Source organism: Snodgrassella alvi, from assembly GCF_002777855.1.
GTDB lineage: Bacteria > Pseudomonadota > Gammaproteobacteria > Burkholderiales > Neisseriaceae > Snodgrassella > Snodgrassella alvi_E.
The window spans coordinates 250,022-275,013 of sequence record NZ_MEIK01000034.1 but is presented as its reverse complement, the minus strand read 5'-3'; the positions used below and the strand labels follow the sequence as shown (position 1 = coordinate 275,013).

27 protein-coding genes and 1 pseudogene are annotated in these 24,992 nt (G+C 44.9%); 8 read left to right on the top strand and 20 right to left on the bottom strand.

Features of this window, described 5'->3' with window-relative positions; translation table 11 throughout:
- Positions 1-519, bottom strand: coding sequence for a TlpA family protein disulfide reductase (locus BHC43_RS07025; protein WP_100156918.1), 519 nt, complete (start codon positions 517-519; stop codon positions 1-3).
- A gap of 270 nt (positions 520-789) precedes the next feature.
- Here BHC43_RS07025 and arsC point away from each other — a divergent pair, with 270 nt between their 5' ends.
- The 6 genes from arsC to BHC43_RS06995 all read left to right on the top strand — a co-directional run bounded on the left by arsC (position 790) and on the right by BHC43_RS06995 (position 6,438).
- Complete coding sequence (arsC, locus tag BHC43_RS07020) at positions 790-1,146, top strand: arsenate reductase (glutaredoxin) (protein WP_100140085.1); 357 nt, start codon at positions 790-792, stop codon at positions 1,144-1,146.
- Positions 1,147-1,815: a YdcF family protein gene (locus tag BHC43_RS07015; RefSeq protein ID WP_100140084.1), complete on the top strand. Its 669-nt coding sequence runs from the start codon at positions 1,147-1,149 to the stop codon at positions 1,813-1,815.
- A gap of 277 nt (positions 1,816-2,092) precedes the next feature.
- Positions 2,093-3,382 carry a glutamate-1-semialdehyde 2,1-aminomutase gene (gene hemL / locus BHC43_RS07010; RefSeq protein WP_100156917.1) on the top strand — a complete coding sequence of 430 codons (1,290 nt, stop codon included), beginning with the start codon at positions 2,093-2,095 and terminating at the stop codon, positions 3,380-3,382.
- 618 nt (positions 3,383-4,000) lie between these two features.
- Positions 4,001-4,267 (top strand): hypothetical protein, encoded by a 267-nt coding sequence (locus tag BHC43_RS07005; RefSeq protein WP_100140082.1) that lies wholly within the window; start codon positions 4,001-4,003, stop codon positions 4,265-4,267.
- 126 nt (positions 4,268-4,393) lie between these two features.
- Positions 4,394-5,056, top strand: coding sequence for a response regulator (locus BHC43_RS07000; protein WP_100140081.1), 663 nt, complete (start codon positions 4,394-4,396; stop codon positions 5,054-5,056).
- Positions 5,032-6,438, top strand: a complete 1,407-nt coding sequence (locus BHC43_RS06995; RefSeq protein ID WP_100156916.1) for an ATP-binding protein — start codon at positions 5,032-5,034, stop codon at positions 6,436-6,438. Before BHC43_RS07000 ends, BHC43_RS06995 begins: the two co-directional genes overlap by 25 nt.
- Positions 6,439-6,631: 193 nt before the next feature.
- On the opposite strand, the gene upp is transcribed toward BHC43_RS06995, so the two are convergent.
- The 6 genes from upp to murI form a co-directional block, all read right to left on the bottom strand.
- Positions 6,632-7,264, bottom strand: a complete 633-nt coding sequence (gene upp / locus BHC43_RS06990) for a uracil phosphoribosyltransferase (protein WP_100140079.1) — start codon at positions 7,262-7,264, stop codon at positions 6,632-6,634.
- 74 nt (positions 7,265-7,338) lie between these two features.
- Positions 7,339-7,650: a Grx4 family monothiol glutaredoxin gene (grxD, locus tag BHC43_RS06985; protein WP_100140078.1), complete on the bottom strand. Its 312-nt coding sequence runs from the start codon at positions 7,648-7,650 to the stop codon at positions 7,339-7,341.
- An 18-nt stretch (positions 7,651-7,668) separates the two neighbouring features.
- Positions 7,669-8,931, bottom strand: a complete 1,263-nt coding sequence (locus BHC43_RS06980; RefSeq protein WP_100157081.1) for an RsmB/NOP family class I SAM-dependent RNA methyltransferase — start codon at positions 8,929-8,931, stop codon at positions 7,669-7,671.
- 9 nt (positions 8,932-8,940) lie between these two features.
- On the bottom strand, positions 8,941-9,615 hold the full coding sequence (locus BHC43_RS06975) for a DUF3108 domain-containing protein (protein WP_100156915.1): 675 nt from the start codon (positions 9,613-9,615) through the stop codon (positions 8,941-8,943).
- 16 nt (positions 9,616-9,631) lie between these two features.
- On the bottom strand, positions 9,632-10,264 hold the full coding sequence (purN, locus tag BHC43_RS06970) for a phosphoribosylglycinamide formyltransferase (RefSeq protein WP_100140236.1): 633 nt from the start codon (positions 10,262-10,264) through the stop codon (positions 9,632-9,634).
- 29 nt (positions 10,265-10,293) lie between these two features.
- On the bottom strand, positions 10,294-11,103 hold the full coding sequence (gene murI, locus BHC43_RS06965) for a glutamate racemase (RefSeq protein ID WP_100156914.1): 810 nt from the start codon (positions 11,101-11,103) through the stop codon (positions 10,294-10,296).
- Positions 11,104-11,338: 235 nt separating this feature from the next.
- On the opposite strand from murI, the gene tsaE reads away from it, so the two are divergent.
- Together tsaE and BHC43_RS06955 are read left to right on the top strand one after the other, a co-directional pair.
- The gene (tsaE, locus tag BHC43_RS06960; protein WP_100156913.1) at positions 11,339-11,809 is read left to right on the top strand and encodes a tRNA (adenosine(37)-N6)-threonylcarbamoyltransferase complex ATPase subunit type 1 TsaE; all 471 of its coding nucleotides are present in this window, start codon (positions 11,339-11,341) and stop codon (positions 11,807-11,809) included.
- Positions 11,810-11,811: 2 nt separating this feature from the next.
- Positions 11,812-13,131: an N-acetylmuramoyl-L-alanine amidase gene (locus BHC43_RS06955; protein ID WP_100156912.1), complete on the top strand. Its 1,320-nt coding sequence runs from the start codon at positions 11,812-11,814 to the stop codon at positions 13,129-13,131.
- 89 nt (positions 13,132-13,220) lie between these two features.
- On the opposite strand, the gene BHC43_RS06950 is transcribed toward BHC43_RS06955, so the two are convergent.
- The 13 genes and pseudogenes from BHC43_RS06950 to BHC43_RS06895 all read right to left on the bottom strand — a co-directional run bounded on the left by BHC43_RS06950 (position 13,221) and on the right by BHC43_RS06895 (position 24,955).
- The gene (locus BHC43_RS06950) at positions 13,221-14,609 is read right to left on the bottom strand and encodes an efflux transporter outer membrane subunit (RefSeq protein ID WP_100156911.1); all 1,389 of its coding nucleotides are present in this window, start codon (positions 14,607-14,609) and stop codon (positions 13,221-13,223) included.
- On the bottom strand, positions 14,606-15,703 hold the full coding sequence (locus BHC43_RS06945; protein WP_100156910.1) for an ABC transporter permease: 1,098 nt from the start codon (positions 15,701-15,703) through the stop codon (positions 14,606-14,608). Before BHC43_RS06945 ends, BHC43_RS06950 begins: the two co-directional genes overlap by 4 nt.
- Positions 15,703-16,830, bottom strand: coding sequence for an ABC transporter permease (locus tag BHC43_RS06940; RefSeq protein ID WP_100156909.1), 1,128 nt, complete (start codon positions 16,828-16,830; stop codon positions 15,703-15,705). Before BHC43_RS06940 ends, BHC43_RS06945 begins: the two co-directional genes overlap by 1 nt.
- On the bottom strand, positions 16,827-18,581 hold the full coding sequence (locus BHC43_RS06935) for an ATP-binding cassette domain-containing protein (RefSeq protein WP_100156908.1): 1,755 nt from the start codon (positions 18,579-18,581) through the stop codon (positions 16,827-16,829). The genes BHC43_RS06940 and BHC43_RS06935 overlap by 4 nt, the downstream gene beginning before the upstream one ends.
- 1 nt (position 18,582) lies before the next feature.
- Positions 18,583-19,572, bottom strand: a complete 990-nt coding sequence (gene hlyD / locus BHC43_RS06930) for a secretion protein HlyD (RefSeq protein ID WP_100156907.1) — start codon at positions 19,570-19,572, stop codon at positions 18,583-18,585.
- Positions 19,573-19,584: 12 nt separating this feature from the next.
- Positions 19,585-20,256, bottom strand: coding sequence for a CerR family C-terminal domain-containing protein (locus BHC43_RS06925; RefSeq protein ID WP_100156906.1), 672 nt, complete (start codon positions 20,254-20,256; stop codon positions 19,585-19,587).
- 199 nt (positions 20,257-20,455) lie between these two features.
- A complete protein-coding gene (locus tag BHC43_RS06920; protein WP_100156905.1) occupies positions 20,456-21,097 on the bottom strand; it encodes a hypothetical protein in 642 nt (213 codons plus the stop codon).
- An 11-nt stretch (positions 21,098-21,108) separates the two neighbouring features.
- The gene (locus tag BHC43_RS11005) at positions 21,109-21,951 is read right to left on the bottom strand and encodes a phage tail protein (protein WP_373885597.1); all 843 of its coding nucleotides are present in this window, start codon (positions 21,949-21,951) and stop codon (positions 21,109-21,111) included.
- A 66-nt stretch (positions 21,952-22,017) separates the two neighbouring features.
- Positions 22,018-22,203: pseudogene (locus BHC43_RS10910) on the bottom strand (phage tail protein); the annotation flags it as partial.
- Between the two features lie 2 nt (positions 22,204-22,205).
- Positions 22,206-22,772 (bottom strand): YmfQ family protein, encoded by a 567-nt coding sequence (locus BHC43_RS06910; protein WP_100156904.1) that lies wholly within the window; start codon positions 22,770-22,772, stop codon positions 22,206-22,208.
- The gene (locus tag BHC43_RS06905; RefSeq protein WP_100156903.1) at positions 22,769-23,821 is read right to left on the bottom strand and encodes a baseplate J/gp47 family protein; all 1,053 of its coding nucleotides are present in this window, start codon (positions 23,819-23,821) and stop codon (positions 22,769-22,771) included. The genes BHC43_RS06910 and BHC43_RS06905 overlap by 4 nt, the downstream gene beginning before the upstream one ends.
- 25 nt (positions 23,822-23,846) lie before the next feature.
- The gene (locus BHC43_RS06900; protein WP_100152461.1) at positions 23,847-24,197 is read right to left on the bottom strand and encodes a phage GP46 family protein; all 351 of its coding nucleotides are present in this window, start codon (positions 24,195-24,197) and stop codon (positions 23,847-23,849) included.
- 77 nt (positions 24,198-24,274) lie between these two features.
- Positions 24,275-24,955, bottom strand: a complete 681-nt coding sequence (locus BHC43_RS06895) for a phage baseplate assembly protein V (RefSeq protein ID WP_100156902.1) — start codon at positions 24,953-24,955, stop codon at positions 24,275-24,277.
- Between the last annotated feature and the right edge of the window lie 37 nt (positions 24,956-24,992).

The window sequence follows — 24,992 nt, the reverse complement described above, 5'->3', positions numbered from 1 at the left end:
TTATATATGTATTTTACGTTGAGCACATTGTTTTTTAGCGGCTGCAAGCGCCTGATTAAGCTTGTCTTCAGTTAACCTACCTATCAAAGACTGTTGAAAACCGCATTCTGGCGCCCGTACCTGCGTGTAAGGTATGCCGCCAATACTATTGCCGAACTGCCTCATCCAAGCTCTGCTGTCCGCGCCGGTGTAGCGATATAGCGGGTAGCTGACTTTTATCTGACGGGTAAAGCGTTGTAAATTAGCCTCAGTGTCTAGTGCCACCCCTGCTACGTTTACCCTGCCTTTACCTGATTTCTGTTGCTGAAGATACCAGCGCGAAAGCATAGGCATTTCACTACGGCAGGAAGCACACCATGTCGCCCAGATATTAATCACTTGTACAGTACTATTTGCTGGCAATACTGCGGTATTACCTTGAGGCCAGCTTTTCAGCTCTGCTGCCTGCACGTGCAATCCGCCAGAAATCAATAAACTTAATACCACTGTTTTTTTCAAAACACGGATGAATTGAAACATAGCTTTTCCTAAATATTACGTTTCACAGCAGTAATTATAAAATATTTTATTTACAATTTCGGCGCCACCGCGGCAAGCTGTTTATTCACCATACTACTGTTAGTTTTAATACCTAAGCCAAGCATGTATTTTTATTCAAATAATTTATTTACACTCACTACTGAAACTTAGTCTGATCTTTAAAATAATTAATAATACTTGTCAAAATTTGAAGTTTCGTCCACACTTCCTATTTAGATTTTCCATTTATTTTGAAGTTCAGGGATAATCATGACAAATACCGTCATACTGTATCACAACCCTAATTGTTCTAAATCCCGTGCCGCCTTGTCTTTACTACAGGTTCGCAATGTCAACACTAAAGTCATTCCCTATCTGACCGAACCATTATCCGAGGCACAGATTCGCGCGCTAAAGCAGAAGCTGGCCATCCATTCTGCAAGGGAGATGATGCGCAGCAAAGATGATTTATATGCACAGCTCAATCTGGTAGAGGCAGATGAAGATACCTTGATTGCTGCTATGGCTGCCCACCCTATTCTCATTGAGCGTCCTATTGCTGTCTTTGGCGATCATGCAGCCATCGGCCGGCCGTTAACCAATATTGAAGCCTTATTAGAGCAATAAATGTCCAATGGCACACGATTCGGCTTCTGGTATTGTCTGCGTAGTGTGATTACTGCCGGTAGCTTGTTTGTTGCCGCCAATTACGCCATCAGTATGGCGACTGTCTATCAGTTTAGCCATCCGCAGCTGCTCAGTGAAGCCGATGCAGCCATTGTACTCGGTGCTGCGGCATGGGATAAGCGCCCTTCACCGGTTTTTCGCGAACGTATCAATCATGCCATCAATCTTTATCGCGCGGGAAAAGTGAAAAAAATACTATTCACCGGTGGTAGTCCGCGCAGCGGTTTTATGACTGAAGCAGCGGTAGGTCGTCGTTATGCTATTCGCAACGGTGTAGATGCCAGCGATATCATTTATGAAAATCATTCACGCGATACTTGGCAGAATCTGGTGAATGCTCAGGCACTTGCTGAAGATAATGATATAAACACTTTTATTATTGTTAGCGATCCCTATCATTTGGCGCGAGCCTGTATCATGGCCCGCGACTTAGGATTGGATGTACAGGTTTCTCCCACCCCTACTACCCGTTATACCGCTACCCAGTCCAAACTACGTTTTCTGGCTCAGGAAAGTTATACACTCATGGTCTACCAGTGGGTCAAGCATCTTGCTCACTTCCCCCAGTTGATTCAGTCATTCCGCAGCAAGTTTTCTTCTTTTTCCTAATCCAACCGGCACTGGCAGAGCAATGAAATAGCTGCTGGCTACAGGATATCCTTACGCGTTTCGTTATTTGCCAATCAGGATATCATTATTTTCTGTTGTTTGAATCTTTATTGCTATGTGTAGCAATTGAAACTTTTTATGCCAGCCTGTTTGGACATACTATGAAGCATCTAAGCAGCTGAATGATTCAAGTCCCTTATCGAGTGTGCACAATCAATAGTATGATTATCCCTAAATGCCATTCATCCGGCATCATTCTATAACAGAGGTTAAAATCATGGATCGAAATCAGCAATTATTCGAACAGGCTAAAACCATTATTCCCGGCGGTGTGAATTCACCGGTAAGAGCCTTTGGCAGCGTTGGTGGTATTCCCCGCTTTATTAAAAAGGCGCAGGGTGCCTATGTGTGGGATGAAAATGAAAGCCGCTATATCGATTATGTCGGTTCGTGGGGTCCGGCTATTGTGGGGCATGCACATCCGGAAGTAGTTGAAGCCGTGAGTCACGCAGCAGAAAATGGCCTGTCTTTCGGTGCACCCACGGAAAATGAAATCCGTATTGCCGAAGCAATCCGCCATATTATGCCGAGTATGGAGCAAATCCGGCTGGTTAGCTCCGGTACAGAAGCCACCATGAGTGCTATACGGCTAGCTAGAGGTTTTACTAAACGTGACAATATTATCAAGTTTGAAGGCTGCTACCACGGCCATTCTGACAGTTTACTGGTCAAAGCAGGTTCGGGTCTGCTGACTTTCGGCCATCCCAGTTCTGCCGGAGTACCTGAGGATTTTAGCCGCCATACGCTTGTGCTGCCCTACAACGATATCGAAGCATTAGAGCAAACTTTTGCCAGCAAGGGCGACAGCATTGCTTGTGTGATTGTGGAACCGATCGCCGGCAATATGAATATGATACCGGCTACATCAGAATTTGTGCAGGCCATGCGCAGACTCACTGACCAGTATGGCAGCGTATTGATTTACGATGAAGTTATGACCGGTTTTCGTGTCGCACTGGGTGGTGCACAGTCTATTCACGGTATCAAACCTGATTTAACCACCATCGGTAAAATCATCGGAGGCGGCATGCCGGTAGCGGCTTTTGGCGGGCGTGCAGATATTATGTCCTGCGTTTCCCCCTTGGGTCCTGTATATCAGGCTGGCACTTTATCTGGTAATCCAGTATGTGTAGCTGCAGGACTTAAAACGCTGGAAATTATCCAAAGACCAGATTTCTACAACACACTCAGCGCCCGTACTTTAGAACTGAGTAAAGGTTTGGCCGCCATTGCAGAAGAAGCAAATATTCCTTTTACTAGTCGCAGTATAGGTGGGATGTTTGGCTTTTATTTCACTGCCGAGCTTCCGACTTGTTTTAGCGATATGCAGCGGTGCAATCAGGTATTGTTTAAAGAATTTTTCCATGCCATGCTGGCTCGTGGCGTCGCTTTCGCTCCATCTGCTTATGAGTCCTGTTTTGTTTCTGCCGCTCATAACAGCGAAATCATTGCTGACACACTGGGACTGGCTGCTGAATCCATGACTGAAATTGCTCGTACTGTTTAACACAGTTATTTTTTATTTGTTACCGGCGTAACCTTTTTGGATACGCCTTTTTTATTCTGCAGAGAAAGTTTGAAACACAACAAATATAGGCTGCTTACACAAGTCTATGGTCTCAGTTTTAATCAGAAACTCATTAACATAACTTTTGAAATTCAGATAATTAATTGTGCTTTTGATATCTCCAATTTTATCTCTGACTTCTCGGAAAAGGTTTTTGCTATTCCGATGTATAAATAGAGTTTAACAATGAGATTTTTGACATTTTATTGCGTAATATGGCAATCGCAGATGATGTTTAATCTGGCTTTTCTACCGTTTTTTTAAAATTTTCTCGGGCATTGACGCTAATTTTCGTTTACATTTGTCAGATAGCAGTTAATAAGCGTCATTTTATTTCACTAAAAACGGCTACTATGCCCGCAAAACACCTAAAAACTTGAAGATTAAAAAGAAAATTAATTTAAACCTGTAGTATATACAATTTATTAACTTATAATTACATTTATTTAACAATAAAATACATTTATCTAAGTCTTGCCTAAGTATTGGCGACCATACTGTTCAGCAACAAGAACCGAGATGGTTATTGTCCTAAACTACTTAAATTGGAGATTTGTCATGAAAAAAATCACTGCTGCTGTTGTAAGCGCTATTTTTGGTTTAACTGCTGCTGCTTCTTTTGCTGCTCCTGCTGCAGCCACCACTACTACTACCACTAACACCACTGCTGCTACAACTACTGTAAAACCAGCTGCTAAAACTGTTAAACCGGTTGCTAAAAAAGCTCAGGTAAAACGCACTCACGCTAAAAAAGCACACGCCAAAAAAGCTGCTGCTAGCACTACTACTACCAAACAAACCACTACTACTACTGAAGCAAACTAATCAGTCTGCGGTTAACGTTTGAACAAAACCGTTTCAGGTATCCTGAAGCGGTTTTTGTTATCATAGGCAGCCTGAAGCCTGAAACAATATCGGCTCAACACTGTCTACGTGGAAAATTGTTAACCCATGCGAATTTTACTTCTTGAAGACGACAAGATGATAGCAGAAGCACTTAGCGATATGCTTCATGTTGCCGGTTTTGCAGTTGATTGCGTGACTGACGGCTTAGCCGCAGAAAACGCTTTACAGCCTAACATCTATGATATTGCTTTACTAGATATCGGTGTACCCAAGCAGGATGGTCTTAGTGTATTGCGCCATCTACGTGCAAAAAACTTTGATTTGCCTGTGATTTTGATTACTGCCCGTGATACAGTGGAAGAACGAATCAACGGTCTTGATAGTGGTGCAGACGACTACGTAATCAAGCCTTTTGCCCCTACGGAGTTACTAGCGCGAATCCGTGCACTTCTGCGCCGACGTAGCGGGCATGCCAGTCCTGTGTTGAGCAATGGCATTATCACCCTGAATCCGGCAACACGAGAAGTAAGTGCTAATGGACAATCTACTCGTTTATCAGCCAGAGAATATGCCTTACTGTACAGTCTGCTATTGCAGCCGGGTACAATTTTGTCAAGGCAGGAGCTAGAAGAAAAAATCTATGGCTGGAATGAAGAAGTGGAAAGCAACGCCGTAGAAGTAGTTATTCACGGTATTCGCAAAAAACTTGGCAGCAATGTCATTAAAAATGTGCGGGGTCTGGGATGGCTGGTGGATCAACGCGGATAGTATCATCGCTTCAATGGCGCTTATTATTGGTAATTACTATTGTTGTTACCTTCATTGCCATCATTGGCGATATTCTCGCCTATCAGACTGCTTTTCGCGAAACACAAGACTTGCAGGATGCGCAGCTGGAACAGATTGCCCATTTACTCGACCCACGCAGCTCCATTTTGCGTCGGGACACACAAGAAGATCTTAACTTTCCTGAAAGTGCACGCACGTTGCCCAAACCGCGTGTACTGGCACAAACGCTGGATTCGCCCTATCTTAATATACTGATGGGTGATGACAATGCAGTGCAGAACTTACAACAGTTACAGGATGGCTTTCACAATTTCACTACTGTAGCACGGCACTGGCGTGTATACATCCTTACTCGTGAGCGCGAACGTATCGTTGTCGCTCAGCGCACAGCCTACCGCAATCACATTGCCAAAGACAGCGCCCTGAGCGTGGTATGGCCGTTTTTGATTCTCATGCCCCTACTGTGGCTGTTTACTGCCATCTGGATTAGACGTCTATTTCGTGCTACGCAGGAAATGAGCACCGAACTGACTGCCCGCAATGCCAATGATTTATCGCCGCTGGACACCAAGCATGTACCCACAGAAATCCGTCCGTTTATTATTGCTTTAAACCGACTGTTTAGCCAATTGCAGGCGGCAATAGAGCATGACAAAAAATTCATTAGCCATGCTGCACATGAATTACGCACGCCCATCACTGCACTAACCATTCAGATAGCGCGTTTTGATGATCCAGATTTAACAAAGGACATACAGCATAAGCTTATCGGGCAAATTAGAGCCGGTATTGCACGTACTGAGCAATTACTCACCCAGCTGCTATCCATGGCACGGGCACAGCATCAGCAACAGCAGCACATACAAGCAGCCCATGTCAGCACCGACTTACTCCCTTTATTGCGTGACCTGATTGCAGAGATATTGCCACTGGCAGAACAAAAACAGCAAAATTTGAGTGTTGACATCAATGAAGACATCAAACTACCAATCAGCACCAATGATTTACATACAATTTTAAAAAATATTCTTTGCAATGCCATTAAATACACACCGGCCGGTGGCCACATCAGCATTCATACCCAACAAAATGCAGAAAATGAATTATCTATGTGGATTGAAGACAATGGTCAGGGCATCGCTGAATCAGAACGAAAACTGGTTTTCGAACCGTTTTACCGCATTCTTGGTAACAATGAAAACGGTAGTGGTCTCGGATTAGCCATCGTAAAAACGCTGTGTGAACAGTGGCATATAAGTATTAGTCTGGCTGATTCCAGCTTGCATAACCATGAAGATAAACCCGGGCTGGCTGTGATTCTACTTTTTAGCATTCCTGACATCCAAATCCAGCCACAATAACGGCCAAATAAAATAGAACTGTAGGAATGGCTGGTTATAATAATTTCCGCCGATTTAATTTACAGAATGTTCCCTGTTTACGGAAGTCTTTTTTCTTTTGGCATAAAAAAACAGAATACTTAGTCTAAGTATTCTGTTTTTAGTTTATGCATGTCTTACCCATTGTCAGCAGGTGAAAGAATCCGATTTCAGATTACCAGTGTTTGGTACCGAAAATCTTATCGCCGGCATCACCTAGTCCAGGAATAATGTAGCCATTTTCATCCAGATGATCATCCAGAGCAGCCGCATAGATGGTGACATCGGGATGAGCCTCATTAACGGCTTTCACACCTTCTGGAGCAGCTACCAGCACCAGTGCCTTGATATCCTTACAGCCTTTTTTCTTCAGTAGCTCAATGGTGGCATTCATAGAACCACCAGTAGCCAGCATTGGATCGATAATCAGAGCCGGACGTTTATCCATCTGGCTGACAAATTTTTCAAAATAAGGTACAGGTTCGAGGGTTTCTTCATCGCGCTGCAAGCCCACCACACTGATTTTAGCAGTTGGAATCAAATCCAATACGCCGTCGAGCATACCCAACCCAGCACGCAGAATTGGCACTACGGTTACCGTTTTACCTTTAATTTGGTAAGCATCTATCTCACCACACCAGCCCTGCATTTTGACAATTTCCACGTCAAAATCACGGCTGGCTTCATATGCCATTAAACGCGCCAGCTCTTTAGTCAGTGTGCGAAAACGATAGGTACTGCAATCCTCTTCACGCATCAATGACAGTTTGTGCTTTACCAGCGGGTGGTCAATCACATTAATATTCATAGCCTGTTCCAAAAAATAATTGCTATAACACCTGAATGAAATCAGCTAGTTGAAATCCTCTGAACCAATTCTGGTCAGACAGAGGCCAACAAAGTCTGCAATTCTCCTGCTTCATACATTTCCAGCATAATGTCAGAACCACCAACAAATTCGCCTTTCACATACAACTGCGGGATGGTCGGCCAGTCGGCATATTCTTTTATACCCTGACGGATTTCTTCATCTTCGAGTACATTCACAGTATAAAAGTCTTTTAAACCAGCTGCCTGCAGAATTTGTACTGCACGGGATGAAAAACCACACTGTGGGAATTGTTTTGTCCCTTTCATAAACAACACCACTGGATGTTCGGTAACAATGTTTTTAATTCTTTCCTGAGTACTCATTTACTTTCCTTGTTTCATTTACTTAATGCGTGTTAGCACAGCGGCAAAAAAGCCGTCTGTATGATGTTCACTGGTTGATAGTTGAAGATAATCACTGTGCATGGAAGACAGCGTATGGCTTTTAAGCAACGTATTCACCGGTTCGATGTGCCAGCCGTTATTGGCCGCCAGAAAATCATTCAACTGTTGCTGGTTTTCTGCCTCAAGAATACTGCATGTGGCATATACTAGCCGGCCGCCGGGACGTACCAACGCTGAAGCTGCTTGTAGTATAGATTGCTGCTGTTGCTGCAATGCAGCAACATTGTCACTGTTCTGGCGATATTTTAAATCAGGATTGCGGCGTAAAGTTCCCAGACCTGAGCAGGGTGCATCCACCAGCACGCAATCTGCCTTCGCTTTGAGACGGGCAATGCGGGCATCGTGCTCATTATCGATACGCTGTGGATGAATGTTGGTTAATCCAGCGCGCACCATGCGCGGTTTAAGATTAGCCAGCCTTTTTTCTGCCACATCTAAAGCATACAATCGTCCGCTACCGGCCATCATTGCGCCCATAGCCAGTGTTTTACCACCAGCGCCGGCACAAAAATCTACAGCAATCTGTCCGCGTTTTACACCGGTTAGTAGTGCCAGCAACTGGCTGCCTTCATCCTGAACTTCCAGTACACCATCCAGAAACAGTGGGTGACGGTTTAAAGCCGGCTTATCGGGAAAACGAATCCCCCACGGTGAATAAGGGGTGGCTTCTGCACGCAGACCTTCAGCCTGTAGCGCAGCCAAAATTTTATCACGTTTACCTTTCAGGGTATTGACCCGTACATCCAGCGGTGCTGATTGCATGACACTGCGGCCATAAGCAACAATTTGCTCATCATCCCAATCCTGCTGCTGGAGGCATTCGATCATCCATTGCGGCAATTCTGCTGCTGTGGTGAGCGTACTAGCAAATTCAGATTTGTGCGCTTTTAGCTCTACCAGCCAATCTTTCTCATCGGCATCGCATAAAGTCTCTACCGCATGAACACTGAGGCCTCGGCCTAAAACCAGCGCAGCCAGTGCCGCACGCCGAGGCTTATTATGCGGTTTTGGCAACATCTGCTGGATTTTCTGTAAATGCCGGATGGTGGCGAATACCGTTTCAGCTATTTCTTGCCGGTCACGAACACCAAGTTTGCGCTCACGGCGGAAAAAAGATGACAGCACGACATCTGCCGGCTGGCGGAATGTTAACACCTGCGCTAATGCGGAAGTGGTTAAATCTAGTTGTTGTGCATTGATCATAATTGTTTAAATAGCTTTTCCGTTTATCTGGCCAGCCTTCAGCTGCAATGTGTATACTTTACCATTGTCCATATAACTGATGCGTACCGGAATATTGTTCAGCTGCGGTGCAAATGCATATTCCACCCGATCATCACCACGACTGATGCTGTATTGGCTGATTTCGATGTGCTGCCCATTAACCATTATCTGAGCGGAGCCCAGATTTTTAACCGCATCCAGCGGGTATACTTTCTTGCCATTGGTTAAATACGTATTTACCGGAAGTTTTCCCTGATTAAAGCCAAGCTGCCAGGCCAATGCAAACATATCATACACTGGTCCATTTACTGCTAGATGTCTGCTGGTATCAGATACCCTGCCATAATTCACACTCTGCCCGTTAAACCGTGCCTGAGCGTAGAGTTTACCAAAACGACTGTCTGTGTAGGTAAGCGGATTGAGCATTGTCCCGCTTAACGTACCGCTAGAGACAAACTGCATTTGGTAAATCAGCAAGCTGAGATCAGTGCTAATCTGAAACTTCCCACCTTTTTGCTCAAAATCCATATTGACTGACAGACCATTATTGTCAACAAACTGTAATTGTGCCCGCTGCGGCAATTCTCCCGCATGAATTATAGAAGCCAGCATTAAACCAGCCCAAACCATCACTATTTTCGCCCACAATTTCAATTTCATACGCCACGTACACCAATCAATTTTTTAAGCAGACCAAACCATCAGTTATACCAGCTTCCAATCTGTTTACTCTGTTACCTTGTATTACCAGATTGCCTGCAACAAAATCGGCCACTGCCTGCGGCAAGAGCTGATGTTCAATCCGTAGCACGCGCTGAGCCAGAATTTCAGCTGTATCGCCATCCAGAACGGGAACGACACCCTGTGCAATAATTGGCCCACAATCCAGTTCAGCTGTAACAAAATGAATGGTGCAGCCAGCCACGCGGCAACCACTCTCCAATGCCCGCTGATGCGTATGCAGTCCGGGAAAAGCAGGCAGCAAAGAGGGATGGATGTTTATCAGCCGGCCCGCATAATGCATGCAAAATGCCGGCGTTAAGATCCTCATAAAGCCAGCTAAAACTACAAGGTCGGGCTGATACGTATCAATACGCTCCATCAGTGCCCTGTCAAATGCGTCTCGGCCTTCATAGTCTCGATGATTTAGGGCTTCAGTTGCCAAACCATGCTCAGCCGCCCATGCCAAACCTGCTGCATCACTCTGATTACTGATAACAGCCACAATTTCCGCCTGTGCAATATTAGATTTTACTAAGGCTTGCATATTGCTGCCACGTCCGGAAATCAGAATCACAATTCTTTTCATCATGTCAGTTTTTCCCTCTTGCTGAAGTTTTACCCCAAAGACACCATTTCCAGCAGCTCCAAACTGCGACCGAGAAACCGTTCTCCGATAGTCTGAAAGCGCAAGGGAATATCACTGACATAAAACCTGTATTGCGCGCCGGTATGATCTGGATTGGCCAGCTGATTTTCTTCCAGTGCTAACGCCGTGGCTTCTGCAGTAGTAATGGCTGAATCAACCAATTTTAGTCCCGGTGCTTCCTGTCGAATTAAGGGTTTGAGTAAAGGATAATGTGTACAGCCCAATACCAGTGTATCCACATCTTCAGCCAGTATCGGTTTTAGATATTCGCGTGCAGTCAAGCGAGTGACTTCATGATCTAGCCAGCCCTCTTCCACCAGTGGTACCAACAAGGGACAGGCCTGTGAGAAAACCCGTGTTTGCGGGTTTTGCTTGTGAATCGCCCGTGCATAGGCATTGCTGTTAACAGTGGTACTGGTAGCAATCACGCCGATATGATTATTGCGCGTGCTATTCAGTGCTGCCTGCGCACCGGCAGCTATCACATCCAGTACCGGCATACTGCCGGCCAACTGCCGGATTCTGTCACGTGCTACTGCCGCTATGGTATTGCAGGCCACCACTAGCGCCTTCACATCATGCTCTAGCAAAAACGAAACAATCTGTTCGGTATAGGCTTCGATGGTGTGTCTGGACTTCACCCCATACGGTACTCGTGCCGTATCCCCGAAATAAATAATATTTTCATTGGGCAGTCGTTCCATTAACGCCCGTACCACTGTCAGGCCGCCTACCCCGGAATCAAATACGCCTATCGGGCGCTGTTCAATTGCTGTCATCAGTCTCTTCATCTGTAGCCTAAACCATTCAGCACACCGTGCCCTGAACCGGTACAGACCCTTTAATTAAGGTAATTATAACATTGACCCGCGCTTATACTTACAGCAGAGCTATCATAGGCGTAGTAAAAATTCGGAATCAATTTGGCAAAATCACAAAACTGCTAAACTTTACTACTTTCACTCTTACAAACTTTATCGCATAATAAACCCGTTTTATTTATCTAAACTCATCATGTCTGCCTCTCACATCCAAGAAACTGTTCTGGCCGATGAAAACGATACCCTACACTTGGGCAGCCGTTTTGCTCAGCATATTAGCCCGCCATTAATCATCTGGCTGGAGGGAGATCTAGGTGCAGGCAAAACCACTTTTACCCGCGGTCTGCTCAGTGCACTGGGTCATCAGGGTGCAGTGAAGAGCCCTACATATAATATTGTCGAAACTTATTCCTTCAATCGATTTGATTTGCATCACTTTGACTTATACCGATTTCAAAGCCCTGAAGAATGGCTGGACGCAGGACTAGACGAACTAATTACTTCAGACAGCGTTGTTCTGATTGAATGGCCGCAGCTTGGCGGTGATCTGGCTCCGCCAGCAGACATTATTTTAAATATTAGAATAAACGAAAATGGCCGTACAGTACGAATGAGCGCCCTCACGTCCACTGGAAAACACACTCTAAACAAGATTACAGAATAACCATGCCTATTCACATTAGCCGCCGGAAATTATTGATTGCTTCCACCGGTTCGCTTTTAATTAGCCTTACTCCATTTGCCCGTGCCGCTCAGGCCGGTGCCGACATCGTGGCTTCTCGTATCTGGCCGGCCACAGCCTATACCAGAATGACCTTGGAATCTACCACACCTATCCAGTTCAAGTATTTTCAGTTAAAAAATCCGGACAGATTGGTCATTGATATTCAAGGTTCGGCCACCAATCAGGTATTGCGGGAGCTGAGCAGCAAAGTGATTCCGATGGATCCGTATATTGCCAGTGTCCGTATCGGTCAGTTTAATCCTGAAACCATCCGTATCGTGATGGATTTGAAAACCACCGTTAATCCGCAAGTGTTTTCGCTGGCGCCAGTGGCCAATTTCAAAAATCGTCTGGTCGTGGATTTATATCCTACCGCTACAGTGGCCATGGAACAGGAAAAAAACGACCCATTAATGGCACTGTTACAAGACTACAGCCACGGCAAGGTCAATAGCGATGGCACAACCCGTCCGCAGGCCACTGCCTCCACGCCGCCGGTACAAAAAACACCTGTAATCAAACCGCCGGTGACTAATCAGCCAGCACAGCCCGGCAAACCAAACAAGCTTAACCGCCAGCCGGTTATCATGATTGACCCAGGACATGGTGGTGAAGATCCCGGAGCAACCGGCCCATCTGGGCTGCATGAAAAGGATGTGGTACTCGCTATCGGTAGAGAAATAAAAAAAATACTCGATTCATATGGTTATAAAACCTATATGACTCGCAACGAAGATATTTTTATTCCGTTAGGAGTACGTGTAGCCAAAGCACGTAAACTGCAAGCTGATGTGTTTGTATCCGTTCATGCCGATGCCTTTACCAATCCATCTGCCAAAGGTACAGGGGTTTATGCCCTTAGCCCCAAAGGCGCCACCAGTGCAGCAGCCAAATATCTGGCGCAGACGCAGAATGCGGCCGACTCAATCGGCGGGGTAAATTATTCTACTGATAAAAATGTCAACAATACCTTGTTTGACCTTACCCAGACAGCCACTATTAACGACAGCCTAAAACTAGGAAAGGATGTTTTAAATCAATTAAGCCGAATCAATAATCTTCACAAAGGTAGTGTTGATCAGGCAAATTTTGCCGTCTTAAAAGCACCGGATATACCATCAATACTGGTTGAAACTGCTTTTATTTCCAATCCAACTGAAGAACGTTTACTATCCACCAGTGATTTCCGTCAGAAAGTGGCCAGCTCCATTGCCAGCGGCATAAAAGAATACTTATCTACCGCAATATTGGCTCGACGTTAACAAAATTTTTGTGTTAAGCCTCTACACGTGTACTCCACTTGCCACTTAGATAACGCTATTTTTAGCGGGCAGTAATTAGATCTGCATGCTCAAATGCCTCCGCCGAGTGCCTTGACCACATCTACCATGGCACTGCTGGCTTTACCTTGAACCAGTGCAAGTGAGTACTGTGCCTCGGCATACTGCCGTTGTGCTTCGAGTACATCTGCCATAGATATATCGCCGGCACTGAAGCGCCGCTGCTGGCTGCGGAAAACTTGCTGCGCCTGTACAGCTGCTTCCGTCCACTGCGCCACGGATTGCTGATAATAATGATAATTACTCATCGCAGTTTCAGATTCATTCAACGCTTTCAGCACTGTTTGCTCATAATCCACTGCCGCAATTTTCTGTCTTGCCTGCGCTGCATGTATTTCTGCTCTGATTTTGCCACCATCCATAACCCGCCATGAAATAAACGGAAATACTGACCAGCTTTCATTAGATGAGCGGACTAATTTAACTGGTGATAAAGCATCAAAACCACCATTGGCATTAATGGTGAGTTGCGGAAACTGTGCGGCAACCGCCACCCCCACCTCAGCATTGCTGGCTGCTAGTTGACGCTCAGCAGCACGGATATCCGGCCGCCTACGCAAAATATCTGCTGGACTACCTGCCGGAATAGCCGGCAAAGAGCGTATTGGAATAGCTGTGCTGACCAGGAATAACTCCTTATTTGGCTGACCACCGGTCAGAATACTTAGCGCTAATGCTTCGGCACGGATGCGGGCTTGTATTTCTGGAATAGCCGCCTGAGCAGACAATAGGCGTGCATCGATATTCTGAAGTTCTATTTGAGCCAAATCTCCGGCCTGCACTCGCCGCAACACAATTTTACGTGTCCCACGCAGTGCCCCCAAAATACTTTCTTGTGCTTGTAATTGAGCCTGCGCACTTCTCATATCAAAATAACTGCGCACAATTTCTGAAGCCACGCTCAGTCTAATGGCATCAGCATCTTCCTGTAGCTGCTCATAACGTGCCGTATCCGCAGCTACACTATTACGCACACGCCCAAACAAATCAATTTCCCATGTAATAGCGGTACCCACATAATTTCGTGTTTGATAGTGCTGATTGGGTAAGCTAACGCTGTCACTGTTGCGACTACGTGTACTACGTCCTTCTGCATCCGCTGTCGGCCAAAAGCCACTGCGCGTACCAGCCAGTACCGCACGCGCTTCTTCGATTTTGAGTACCGCATGGCGGATATCATGATTATTGGCCAGCCCCTCACTTATCAGCCGATCAAGTACCGGATCATGAAAATTTTGCCACCATTGATCCAGAGCCTCTGCCGGTTCATTATCTTTTTCAGACAACGTCCATTGCTTGGGCATCTGGACAGCGGGTGGTTCCTGATAATGCGGTGCACTGATACAGGCACAGAGTAATAAAGTACTAGAAAACAAAACGGATAAGCGCAATCTATTCATGTTAATTTTTTCCGTACTGAAATAATCGCAATACTCAGTGTTACACAGCCAATCAAGAGCATCGGCCACGTATTATGTAAAATCTCCTTTGCTGGCATATTTTTAAGAAACACACCATGCAGTATGATGAGATAATGTTTAAACGGCATCAGCTCTGCCAGCCATTGCAGCACCTGCGGCATATTTTCCACCGGCGTGGCAAATCCAGACATCATTACCATCGGTATCATGACCCCAAACACTCCTAAAATTGCCTGCTGTTGCGTGGAACAAAAAGCTGATATGGCCAGTCCGATGCCGATAATGGAAACAATGAATACCATCATCGCTATCAGTAACAGCAGCAATGAACCAGTAAACGGAATGCCGAAAATCAACACTGCCGCTAGAATCATCATTAAAGACAACAGAATACTGATAATGAAACCGGGAACACATTTAGCAATGATGATTTCAGCCGGCGTACAAGGCGAAACCAGAAGCTGATCAAAGGTGCCCAGCTCCCGCTCACGCGCAATCGATAGTGCAGCCGTCATAAGCGCAATCACAAATATCAGAATGCCAGATAATGCTGGTACAACAAACCAACGATAAATCAAATTCGGATTAAAGAAATTTCTAGCCGCAATCCGTTCCGTCTTCTGTGCCTGCACGCCCATATTCTGGACTATTCTCTCAATATAAGAATAGGCAATCTGGCCGGCATTGGCACGACGTCCATCTATAATCACCTGCAAACTAGCTGGTTGACCGGCAGCAATATCGCGAGAAAAATCTTCTGGAATAGAAATCGCCAACAACACCTGTTTTCGGTCTATATCGGCATGCAACGAAGACGGATTGTCTGTCACCAGCACCTTTTTTACAAAACCAGCATGTTCTATGGTTCGCACCAGCTCCTGCGACCAATAACCATTGTCACGGTTATAAACCGATACTGTGACATTGCGCACATCCAGAGTAATCGCGAAAGAAAAAATCATTAACTGCATAATCGGCGGCACAATCAGAATAAATCGCGCCCTTTTGTCACGCAGCAAGCACAGAATTTCCTTGATAATCTGGGCGCGCAATTGAAGCGAAAACAGCATCATTATCCCTCCAGACTTTTATGACATTTTGCTCGTGCCAGAACAAACAACAGTGCCCCGATTAATAGCATGGCTAGCATATCGGTCAATAAGAGCGACCAAACGTTGCCTACCAGAAAAACCGTTTGCAGTGCCTCAACAAAATAACGCGTTGGAATAATATGAGTGATCAACCGGATCGGCCATGGCATACTGTCTATTTCAAATAGGAAACCGGACAACATAAACGCCGGCAAAAAACCCGTGAAAGCAGCCAACTGCGCGGCAATAAACTGATTTTTAGCTAATATCGATATCACCAGCCCCTGTCCCAGAGCCGGAATCAAAAACACTGCAGCCAGCATCATCAGCACCAGCCAACTACCCCTGAGCGGCACATCGAAAGCAAATACGGCCAGTAGCGCCGAACCAAGCGTTGCCAGCATACCCAGCACAAAATAAGGCAACAATTTGCCCAGCAGTATTTCCGTAATCGTAGCGGGGGTAGATAGCAATCCTTCCATCGTTCCACGCTCCCACTCTCTGGCCACCACCAGCGCCGTCAAAAGCGTACCAATCATAGTCATAATAATGGCAATAGAACCCGGAATTAGTGAACGCCGGCTTTCCAGTTCTGCGTTAAACCAGAAACGAGGCTGGACTGATACCGATGAAACAGCACTCTGACCATGCTGAGCTAACCACAGCGAAGTAATCCCTTGCGCATAAGCTGTAACAAAATTTGCGGTATTAGGTTGCGACCCATCGGCAATCACTTGAATCAGCGGATCATTAGTACGGCTATGTAAACGAGTTTCTACGTCAGCAGGAATCACAACATAACCTCTAATTTTACTGGCTATGATTGCTGCTTTTGCCTCCTGAGTATGGCGCATAGGCAAAACAGTAAAGTAACGTGAACCAGAAAAAGCTGCTGCCAGAGATTGTGCCGTCGGCGTATCTGAGCTTAGTACCACACCTACCGGCACTTTACGCACATCCAGCGAAACAGCAAAAGCAAACAGCAGCAACAAAATAACCGGCAATACAAAAGCGACGAATATTGCCGAAGGGTCGCGTACAATTTGTAGGCTTTCTTTATAAATAAGTGCACCAAGACGGTTCTTAACAGCACTTTTCCCCTGCTTCATACGGCCTCCGTGCAGCGATTACGTTCAGCAGAGTTTGCACAATCCGCCGCATCAATCAATCGGATAAATGCCTGCTCCATCGTTGGTTCCTCTCCTGCACTTGTACGTACCTTTTCTTTCAACCGGTCGGGTGTATCCAAAGCAATCAACCGTCCTTGATACATCAGAGCCACACGGTCACAATATTCTGCCTCATCCATAAAATGCGTCGTTACCATCACCGTCATCCCTTTCTGCACCATTCCGTTAATATGAATCCAGAATTCCCGACGCGTAATTGGATCTACACCAGAAGTGGGCTCATCCAGAAATAAAACCGGCGGACGATGCATCAGCGCACAAGCCAATGCCAGCCGCTGTTTGAAACCTAAAGGCAACTCATCAGGTGAATGTCTGAGATAAGGTGTCAGCTGAAAAATCTGAATCATTTCCTCAATGCTCTGCTGCTTGGTGCACCCACTTAAACCATACATACCAGCAAATAAATTCAGGTTTTGCTCCACATTCAGCAAGCCATAAAGTGAAAACTTCTGCGCCATATAGCCCAGTTGCAACTTGGCTTTTTTAGTAGCATGGCGTAGATCCAGTCCGGCCACATGCGCCTGTCCACTGCTCGGACGCAACAAACCACACAACATTTTAAATGTGGTGGATTTACCTGCTCCATTGGGACCGAGCAACCCGAAAATCTCACCTTGTTTTACCTGAAAGCTGGAATCATAGGTGGCTATAAAATCCCCAAATTTTTTAGTTAGATGAATACATTCCACAGCGGCCGTGGGTAAATTAGGAAAAGAAGACATCTTTGCTGCCAGTGCCGACGTCCCTTTCGGACCTCCACCAAGTAAATCAATAAACGCATCTTCAAATCGGGGCGCTAAAGGACGGATCGAGCCCCCTGTGTCCGCAGCCAGCGCCTCAATTTCTCTCGCATCATGACCGTGTCTGAGAACCAGTCGTAAAGAAGTCCCTTGAATTGTGCCATCACAGACACTATCCAAATTCAATGCCCTACTCAAAAGAGACCGCCGGTTTTCATTAAAACCATTTAATCCAAAACTTCTCCCCTGTAGTCTGGCCGTCAAGTCTGACGGTCTACCATCAAATACCAGTTTGCCTTCATTTAGCAGCAGCACCGAATCACACTTCTCTGCCTCATCCAAATAGGCTGTTGCCCATACCACAGCGACCCCGTCACCAGTCAGCTTTGCCACCATCTGCCACAAATCCTGCCGGCTTAAGGGGTCTACACCAACACCAGGTTCGTCCAGCAATAAAACATCAGGGGCAGCCATCATCGCACAGGCCAATCCCAGCTTCTGTTTCATCCCACCGGAAAGCTGTCCTGCAAGACGCTGCGAAAAAGGTTCCAAACGAGTAAATGCCAGCAGCTTATTGAACGTTTGCTGACTTTCCTGCGCATTCAGACCACGCAATCTAGCATAAAGCTTCATGTTTTCCAGTACAGACAAATCCTCATACAAACCAAAACGCTGCGGCATATAACCCACATTAAAAGCAATTTTGTCCGCATCCTGAACTGTATCCAGCCCAACAATATTAATATGCCCACTAGCAGGTGCCAGCAAACCAGTCATCAGCCGCATTAGCGTTGTTTTTCCTGCGCCATCTGGACCAACCAGTCCTGTGAGCCGGCCGGGATAAATAACCGCACTAACATCATGTAGCGCCCAGACCTCACCAAAACATCGCGAAACCTTATCCAGCACCACCGCAGGCCTCTGCGCCATTTCAGACTCCCTTATCGCTCAGCCGAATCGTCACCGGCATACCCTGTTTCAACGCATCATCATCATTCAATACAGTAATTCTGAGCCGGTAAACCAAATCAGTACGCAAATCCGTGGTTTCAACAGATTTAGGCGTAAATTCTGCACGCGGTGAAATAAAACCTATCTGGCCGGAATAAACTTTAGCTGAAGAATCCGTGTAAATAAAAACACGCGTCCCTTGTGCAATTTTCCCCAAAGCCGGTTCATCAACATAGGCACGAACATATACCGGCTTGCGCAGCGACAGCGTATACACTGCATCTTGCGTACTTAGCATACTGCCCGGCTCCCGCACTCGGCTCATCACCACAGCATTATCTGGTGCCCGTAGCACCGTATCATTTAAAGCAGTACGCGCCTGTGCCAAACCTGCTTGCGCGCCCCGCAACTGCGCCCTCGCTGCCGTAATTTCTTCAATTCTCGCACCTGATTTTTGCAGCGATAAAGTCTGCTGTGCCGAAGCCAGTGAAGCCACCGCTACATCTCGATCCCTACGTACTTGTTCGAGCATTTTTTCACTTGCATCGCCTGCTTTGACTAATTGCTGCTGACGCTTTAAATCCGCTTCGCTCTGCTGCAACACCGCCTGTGCTTTTGTTACTGCAGCAGCTGCTACTTTTATATCCTGCTGCCTGTTTCCGGCTTCAAGTTTTTGCAGCTCTGCCTGTGCTTTTGCCACTTCAGCCTCAGCCTGTGCTAATGCATGACGATAAGGCACATCATCCAGCAATGCCAATATTTGCCCTTTTTTAACCTTATCACCCTCTTTCACTTTTACAGATAACAATCGGCCTGACTGACGAAAACCCATATCAACTTCGCGGATATCAACATTCCCATACAGCGTCAACGGCTGTCTGGCTGCCTGATAAAAATGCCATCCTGAGTACAACGCAATTAAAGCAATAACGACAACCATAACAGTCAATATTCGTTTTCTGCTAATCATGCTCCCTCTCCCTTAGGCAAAGACCACCGAGATGATATTGCGATGCACAACTGGCAATATTTTCTGCAATTCTTCTTCACCAATTGTTGTCCAGTTCATTCGTCTCAAAATACCAGTACGAACCACCCGCCAGACAGCTAGCAACCCAAAAACACTGAAAGTGATCATCGCAGCCTCTTCTTCATCAGTATTACGCAAAACTTTTATCAATCTAATAATTTGCGTCAGCATGGGCCTGATAAATGTTGAAAACACATATTCAAAAGCAGCTGTAGGCTCCTGCTGTTCACGCATAATCAATTGCGCCCACTCTTTGGTTTTATCACTGGTCAGCAGTTTTAAAAATGTATTTGCCATCTCCAGCAACAAGGGCAAAAGAATTTCCTTTCTTCCATCCTTATCCAATGTCGACCAATCATATTTCTCGAGACAGAGACGAATCTTGTCTTCTACCGGCACTATTTCACTTTTTATCTGGGTGGTAATTTCCTCAAAAGCCGCTAAATACAGCCCTTGTTTTCCTTTGAAGTAGTAGTTAATTAGTGCCAAATTCACATTGGCTGAATTAGCAAGCTCCCGTGTACTAGCCGCATGAAAGCCATCACGGGCAAATACTTTAATAGCAGCATCAATCAACGCTCGGCGTGTTAAATCACCCCGCTCCGATTCTTTAAATTCATTCATAAAAATGTTCACAAAATTTATCAAAGTTATATTTTTAATTAAACGACTGATTAAGTCAATCGTTTAATTAAAATTTAAATAAAATTTTAAAATAAAAAAACAAATCAGAATATAAAGCATGATGGCGCAAACTTTTAAGTTTTCAGGCTTATCAATTTAAAATGCGCCGAGAGTTCCCAGCGCATATTTTGAATCTTAATTAATAGTTTTTCTTCGCTTCATCCCAGAGCACAAAAATCTGCTCGTTGCTGATATTTAACGTTTGCGTAAGAAAATCCCACATATCGTCATTCATCAGCGTAAAACTTTGTGCTTCCGATATCACATTTCTTACCTTGATTAAATGGTCGCCGACTAGCTCGCGCTCAGCAATATTTAGCAATTCCTTTTTATTTTTGCCAAATTGCAATTCAATTGCAGTTAAAAGCTGGCTGCGGGTGATCGTTCCTGCTTTTTCCTTTTTATCTTGCAGACGTAATTTATCGGCATTAACCACATCCACCCAAGCGGCGGCCTCTTCTGACCATTCAGTAAAAGGTGCTGGAGCAAAAGTAGTTACATCATCAGGTAGTTTACCAAGCGCGACAATAATTTGTTTTATACCCGTATTTTTAAAATACACGGTTTCGCCGCGATGGTCTTCTATATATTCCCACTGTCCATTATTCCATTGCGGAATAAAACCTTTTTTTTGTTCGGGCTCATCAGTCTGAATACACAAGCGTGGGATTAAATAATGACCCCCTCCCTCAAGAGGGTCTAAATCAGCGCAGGTTATTCCCGTAAAAAAATTGTTTTCATCAAGCTGACAAACAGGAATTGCTAACGGATAATTTTTCATAACATCGATCCTTAAATTTTGATACAAGCCAATAACGCAATGTTACGAGGTCGGGCCTCATTACCTCCGCTCACATCGGTGGCAAAATCATGGGTGTGGTTTCCGTTGACATCAGTGACAAAATAATGGCTGTGAATACCGGAATTATTAGTAGATCCCCATCTTTCGATATTGCCGCCGTTTGATTCAAAATTAGACCCAGCGCCATTAGTGCTAATTGGGATCCCATGATTGTGATCGCCATTGTTATGAGTCCAACCGGTATGGTTGTGGGCTCCAGATTCCCACGTTCTGCCATTGTGCATGTGGCTAAGATTTTGACTATCTTGCCATGAACCAAACTTCCGGCCCCCATCAATATTGCGCCCGTCGTCCCACGAGCGAATAAATTCAGCACGCAAATCCGGCAAATTAAATGTCGTATTACCATCGCCTGTTCCGTACATCGTGCCGATAGCGGCAAACAGATTCGCATATGTTGTGCGTGACAAGGCCGCACCGTTTGCTTTTAACCAGCCGGTAGGAGCCGTGCTCTGGGAAAAAAACATGATTGCGCCAGAAGGTGTCGTATTTATGTCCTTAGAACCGTCAAAAGGGACACCATTAACTAATCGTGCAGTCTTTAGTCTAGTAGCTGAATCTGCATTCCCTGAAGTATCTTGATTACCTGCTATATTAACTCCGGGTAAATCAATATCACTCTTGGCATTGAATGTCACACCACCGATTTTGCGCGCCGCAATTTGCGCTGCATAAAGTGCAGTCTTAGCTACTCCATCTTTATCCAGTTTGCCGTCAAACAATGCTTTACCTTGCCGTGCTGATAAAGCCGCCAATGCATCATCTGAATCCAGACAATCAATAATCCTAGTTATGCCGGCAACTTTATCTGTGGCACTTGCAGGAACATTTGCTGCTATTAATTTTTTAATTGCAGTAATAACTTGTGTCTGATTTGCTTTTTCCGGTTTGATACCCGCTGCGGTCAGGATGGCTATTAGTTCAGCCTGAACCTGATTCAGCCAGCTAGCAGGTAGAACTGTACCCAGTTCACTAATACCATCGCCATCGTGAAAAAATCCGTCTTGTGTATCTATAGGATACATATTTATTTGTCCTTATATGTAAAACGTATATCAGTAAATGCCGGTTTTAAATTTTTTAATACACTTTCAATTACGACATCACCATATGCTGTTAATCTGTCACCGGCAGTAGACATACCTGCACGGAATCGAGTTGCACGACTGTCTGCATTTTTGATATTTACCCACCATACCCACATAATGTCTTCACGTGCCAGCCTGTGGCCTACTCGACTAATACCGACTCGAAAAGGCTGTGGCTCTGTTATAGAAATGTCATAACCAATGGATGCAGCCATTTGCATAAAATAGGGAATACTCAAGCCGCCTGTTTCGTTGATTTTCGTGATAACCGCTTGTATTCGTTGTTGACCATTCTTCCCAGTACTCTCTAGATTGAGCATTTCCTCCCAGCGTACGATGTAGTTACCAGACGTACGCGGGTCAATAACGCCAAGCTTGCGGCGTGCCGCATTCTGGACTTCATCCAGACAAGCACCATCAACGGCGGCTGCATTTCTGATTGAGGAAGCCGTACGGTTGTAAGCGACTGGAGGTAATAATCCTAATAAGGTATCTTTGTAATTCATAGCAAGCCCACATCAACCTCACCAAGCATAAACCACTCTATTTTTTTGTTTGTTTCAGCCACCAGATTACCCTTAGGCAAAGTCATTTTTCGGTCTATAACGCTTGTTACATCACTGATTACCGCCTCCAGCTGAGAGGCAATCACACTATCCCCGGGTTTTAACGCGCTGAAATGTTCTTGTAGTGCTTGTTTAATATCGTTAGCAGCTTTGTCAAAAGCCCCTCCCGACAGGCTTACTTTCACTACTATGTCTACCTTGGTTACATCAGGTTTGATTACCATACTGTTTTTAGCAGTAACAGGTCGCACAGAATCAATATAATTTTGTACTTTGCTAACTATGTCATCACTGGGTACATTATCACCACTGGTAATAACCACATCGACCGTACCTAATCCGCGGCGTAAGGGATAAACATAAGCACTGGTCACCCCATCCACACTCAAAGCCCAAGCTTTATAATCATATTGATTACCTCCGGCCGGTGGACGACGCAATAAATCAAGCAAACGATTTAATAAAGAATTGTCACTTTCAACATCAGTACCACCAGTCACATCAAGGTTTTCCAGATCACTGGATACACCCACAGGAGCAGCCATAAACTGTGCTGTCTTATTATGTTGATTTGATATGACACCAGGCTCAAGCGATCGTATGCTCAAAACAACAGTACCATCTTCTTTAATGTAAGCTTTTTCCAAAACCGTATATAAATGTTCTCCACATTTAATTTGCAAATCAGCATCAATTGATGATTGCGGAATACCATGTGCGATAACAGTACCAATGGCCGAAGTCGCATTTTTACGGCGTATGCCACGCAGATTACAATGTCTTTCCAGAAAATCTGTATCTGCTGTATCTGGAAAAAACTGTTTTAATATCCATGCTTGATGGGCATACTGACCAGTGGCACAACTGGCCAAACTACTAGCACGTATATAATTATCACTATCTGAAGAAACATCTGTTTCTGGATTTAATGAAACCATATCACGCAAAATAGCCTGACGGATCTCTTCAAAGGTAGGAATATTATGCATATTTAAAATCCATTTAATTATTCTTTCAGATTACTTTAACCGGACATTCAAATATAAATTTTTCTCCTGTCATCTCCGTTACCTGTATATTCAAATGAAGCTGGCCATTATGTGTCTGCAAAGTTGCCACAAAAATATCTGTTGCACGTCCATCATCAATAATGGGCTGTAATGCTTGCTGTGCATACTGTTGAGCAAGTAAGCTAACAGATTGCACATCTTTCTCACGCTCCAATGTATAAAGCAACGAACCCAATTTTTTATCTCCCCAATAGCTGCCCAACGGCGTCATCAGACGCAGATAAACAGCGTTTTGCAGATTATTGATGGTTTGTCCGCTGTAATCACCATTTCGGGTATTAATTTCTCTGTCCATAAATCATTCCATTTATATATTTTTATAATTTACTTTGGTTACAGCATTAAAATAAAGCTGAACAGCTTCAGCAGATTTCAGACAGGTTTGCCTACACTTACAGTATGATCATGTTCAGTCAGACTGATACCATCAGCTTTAACATCACCTACCGTAGTAAAGCTGCCTTCAGTTTGAACAACATTGCCAGAAAAGGTTGCACCCTGCCCCCCTTTAATTTCCAATCCGCCATTTCCATTAATCTGGCCCGCAGCAGTAATTTCCTGAGAACAACTAACATTACAAGCAGTAATATCCACACCAGCCTGAGCATCAATACTAATCCCGGCAGCTGCTTCAATTTTCACACCAGCTGGAGCCTTAATATTCAAAGTCTCACAGTCAATTTCTATCAATCTGCCATTTTTTAATGTAATAGATGCGCCAGACTGGTTATAAACAGCCACCTCACCAGAAGCCAAAGCTTTTATACGATATGCCCCATGCTCAGTTCCAATAATAATGCCATGGGTGGTTTGTCCGCTTAGCGGTAAAATAATAGCTTCAGAACCAACCGGCGGATTACTGGTAAAACCGAATTGCTGCATATGCTCCACATCCTGTAACAACTCATCAGCTAGAGCAGAAATTTGTGCAGATTGAATCGGCTCAGTAGCATTGACACGTGTCAACCTGCCTCGAAAAGCCTGCCGCACAGAACTAGTTGTATTAGAAATGGTTGTCCGGGTTTTATTAACTAATTTTGCAACATAACTCATTTAATACACCCATTATTGTTATAAATTTATTTCAACG

Excerpts from the sequence above, each read along its gene's own strand:
- BHC43_RS06920 (WP_100156905.1), bottom strand. The coding sequence starts at position 21,097 with ATGAAAAATTATCCGTTAGCAATTCCTGTTTGTCAGCTTGATGAAAAC.
- BHC43_RS07005 (WP_100140082.1), top strand. The coding sequence starts at position 4,001 with ATGAAAAAAATCACTGCTGCTGTTGTAAGCGCTATTTTTGGTTTAACT.
- BHC43_RS06945 (WP_100156910.1), bottom strand. The coding sequence starts at position 15,703 with ATGATGCTGTTTTCGCTTCAATTGCGCGCCCAGATTATCAAGGAAATT.
- hlyD (WP_100156907.1), bottom strand. The coding sequence starts at position 19,572 with ATGATTAGCAGAAAACGAATATTGACTGTTATGGTTGTCGTTATTGCT.
- BHC43_RS06900 (WP_100152461.1), bottom strand. The coding sequence starts at position 24,197 with ATGGACAGAGAAATTAATACCCGAAATGGTGATTACAGCGGACAAACC.
- BHC43_RS06955 (WP_100156912.1), top strand. The coding sequence starts at position 11,812 with ATGCCTATTCACATTAGCCGCCGGAAATTATTGATTGCTTCCACCGGT.
- grxD (WP_100140078.1), bottom strand. The coding sequence starts at position 7,650 with ATGAGTACTCAGGAAAGAATTAAAAACATTGTTACCGAACATCCAGTG.
- BHC43_RS06935 (WP_100156908.1), bottom strand. The coding sequence starts at position 18,581 with ATGGCGCAGAGGCCTGCGGTGGTGCTGGATAAGGTTTCGCGATGTTTT.
- BHC43_RS06975 (WP_100156915.1), bottom strand. The coding sequence starts at position 9,615 with ATGAAATTGAAATTGTGGGCGAAAATAGTGATGGTTTGGGCTGGTTTA.
- BHC43_RS07025 (WP_100156918.1), bottom strand. The coding sequence starts at position 519 with ATGTTTCAATTCATCCGTGTTTTGAAAAAAACAGTGGTATTAAGTTTA.
- BHC43_RS06905 (WP_100156903.1), bottom strand. The coding sequence starts at position 23,821 with ATGCATAATATTCCTACCTTTGAAGAGATCCGTCAGGCTATTTTGCGT.
- BHC43_RS06995 (WP_100156916.1), top strand. The coding sequence starts at position 5,032 with ATGGCTGGTGGATCAACGCGGATAGTATCATCGCTTCAATGGCGCTTA.
- murI (WP_100156914.1), bottom strand. The coding sequence starts at position 11,103 with ATGACAGCAATTGAACAGCGCCCGATAGGCGTATTTGATTCCGGGGTA.
- upp (WP_100140079.1), bottom strand. The coding sequence starts at position 7,264 with ATGAATATTAATGTGATTGACCACCCGCTGGTAAAGCACAAACTGTCA.
- BHC43_RS07015 (WP_100140084.1), top strand. The coding sequence starts at position 1,147 with ATGTCCAATGGCACACGATTCGGCTTCTGGTATTGTCTGCGTAGTGTG.
- purN (WP_100140236.1), bottom strand. The coding sequence starts at position 10,264 with ATGAAAAGAATTGTGATTCTGATTTCCGGACGTGGCAGCAATATGCAA.
- BHC43_RS06925 (WP_100156906.1), bottom strand. The coding sequence starts at position 20,256 with ATGAATGAATTTAAAGAATCGGAGCGGGGTGATTTAACACGCCGAGCG.
- BHC43_RS06950 (WP_100156911.1), bottom strand. The coding sequence starts at position 14,609 with ATGAATAGATTGCGCTTATCCGTTTTGTTTTCTAGTACTTTATTACTC.
- BHC43_RS07000 (WP_100140081.1), top strand. The coding sequence starts at position 4,394 with ATGCGAATTTTACTTCTTGAAGACGACAAGATGATAGCAGAAGCACTT.
- BHC43_RS06940 (WP_100156909.1), bottom strand. The coding sequence starts at position 16,830 with ATGAAGCAGGGGAAAAGTGCTGTTAAGAACCGTCTTGGTGCACTTATT.
- tsaE (WP_100156913.1), top strand. The coding sequence starts at position 11,339 with ATGTCTGCCTCTCACATCCAAGAAACTGTTCTGGCCGATGAAAACGAT.
- arsC (WP_100140085.1), top strand. The coding sequence starts at position 790 with ATGACAAATACCGTCATACTGTATCACAACCCTAATTGTTCTAAATCC.
- hemL (WP_100156917.1), top strand. The coding sequence starts at position 2,093 with ATGGATCGAAATCAGCAATTATTCGAACAGGCTAAAACCATTATTCCC.
- BHC43_RS06895 (WP_100156902.1), bottom strand. The coding sequence starts at position 24,955 with ATGAGTTATGTTGCAAAATTAGTTAATAAAACCCGGACAACCATTTCT.
- BHC43_RS06910 (WP_100156904.1), bottom strand. The coding sequence starts at position 22,772 with ATGAATTACAAAGATACCTTATTAGGATTATTACCTCCAGTCGCTTAC.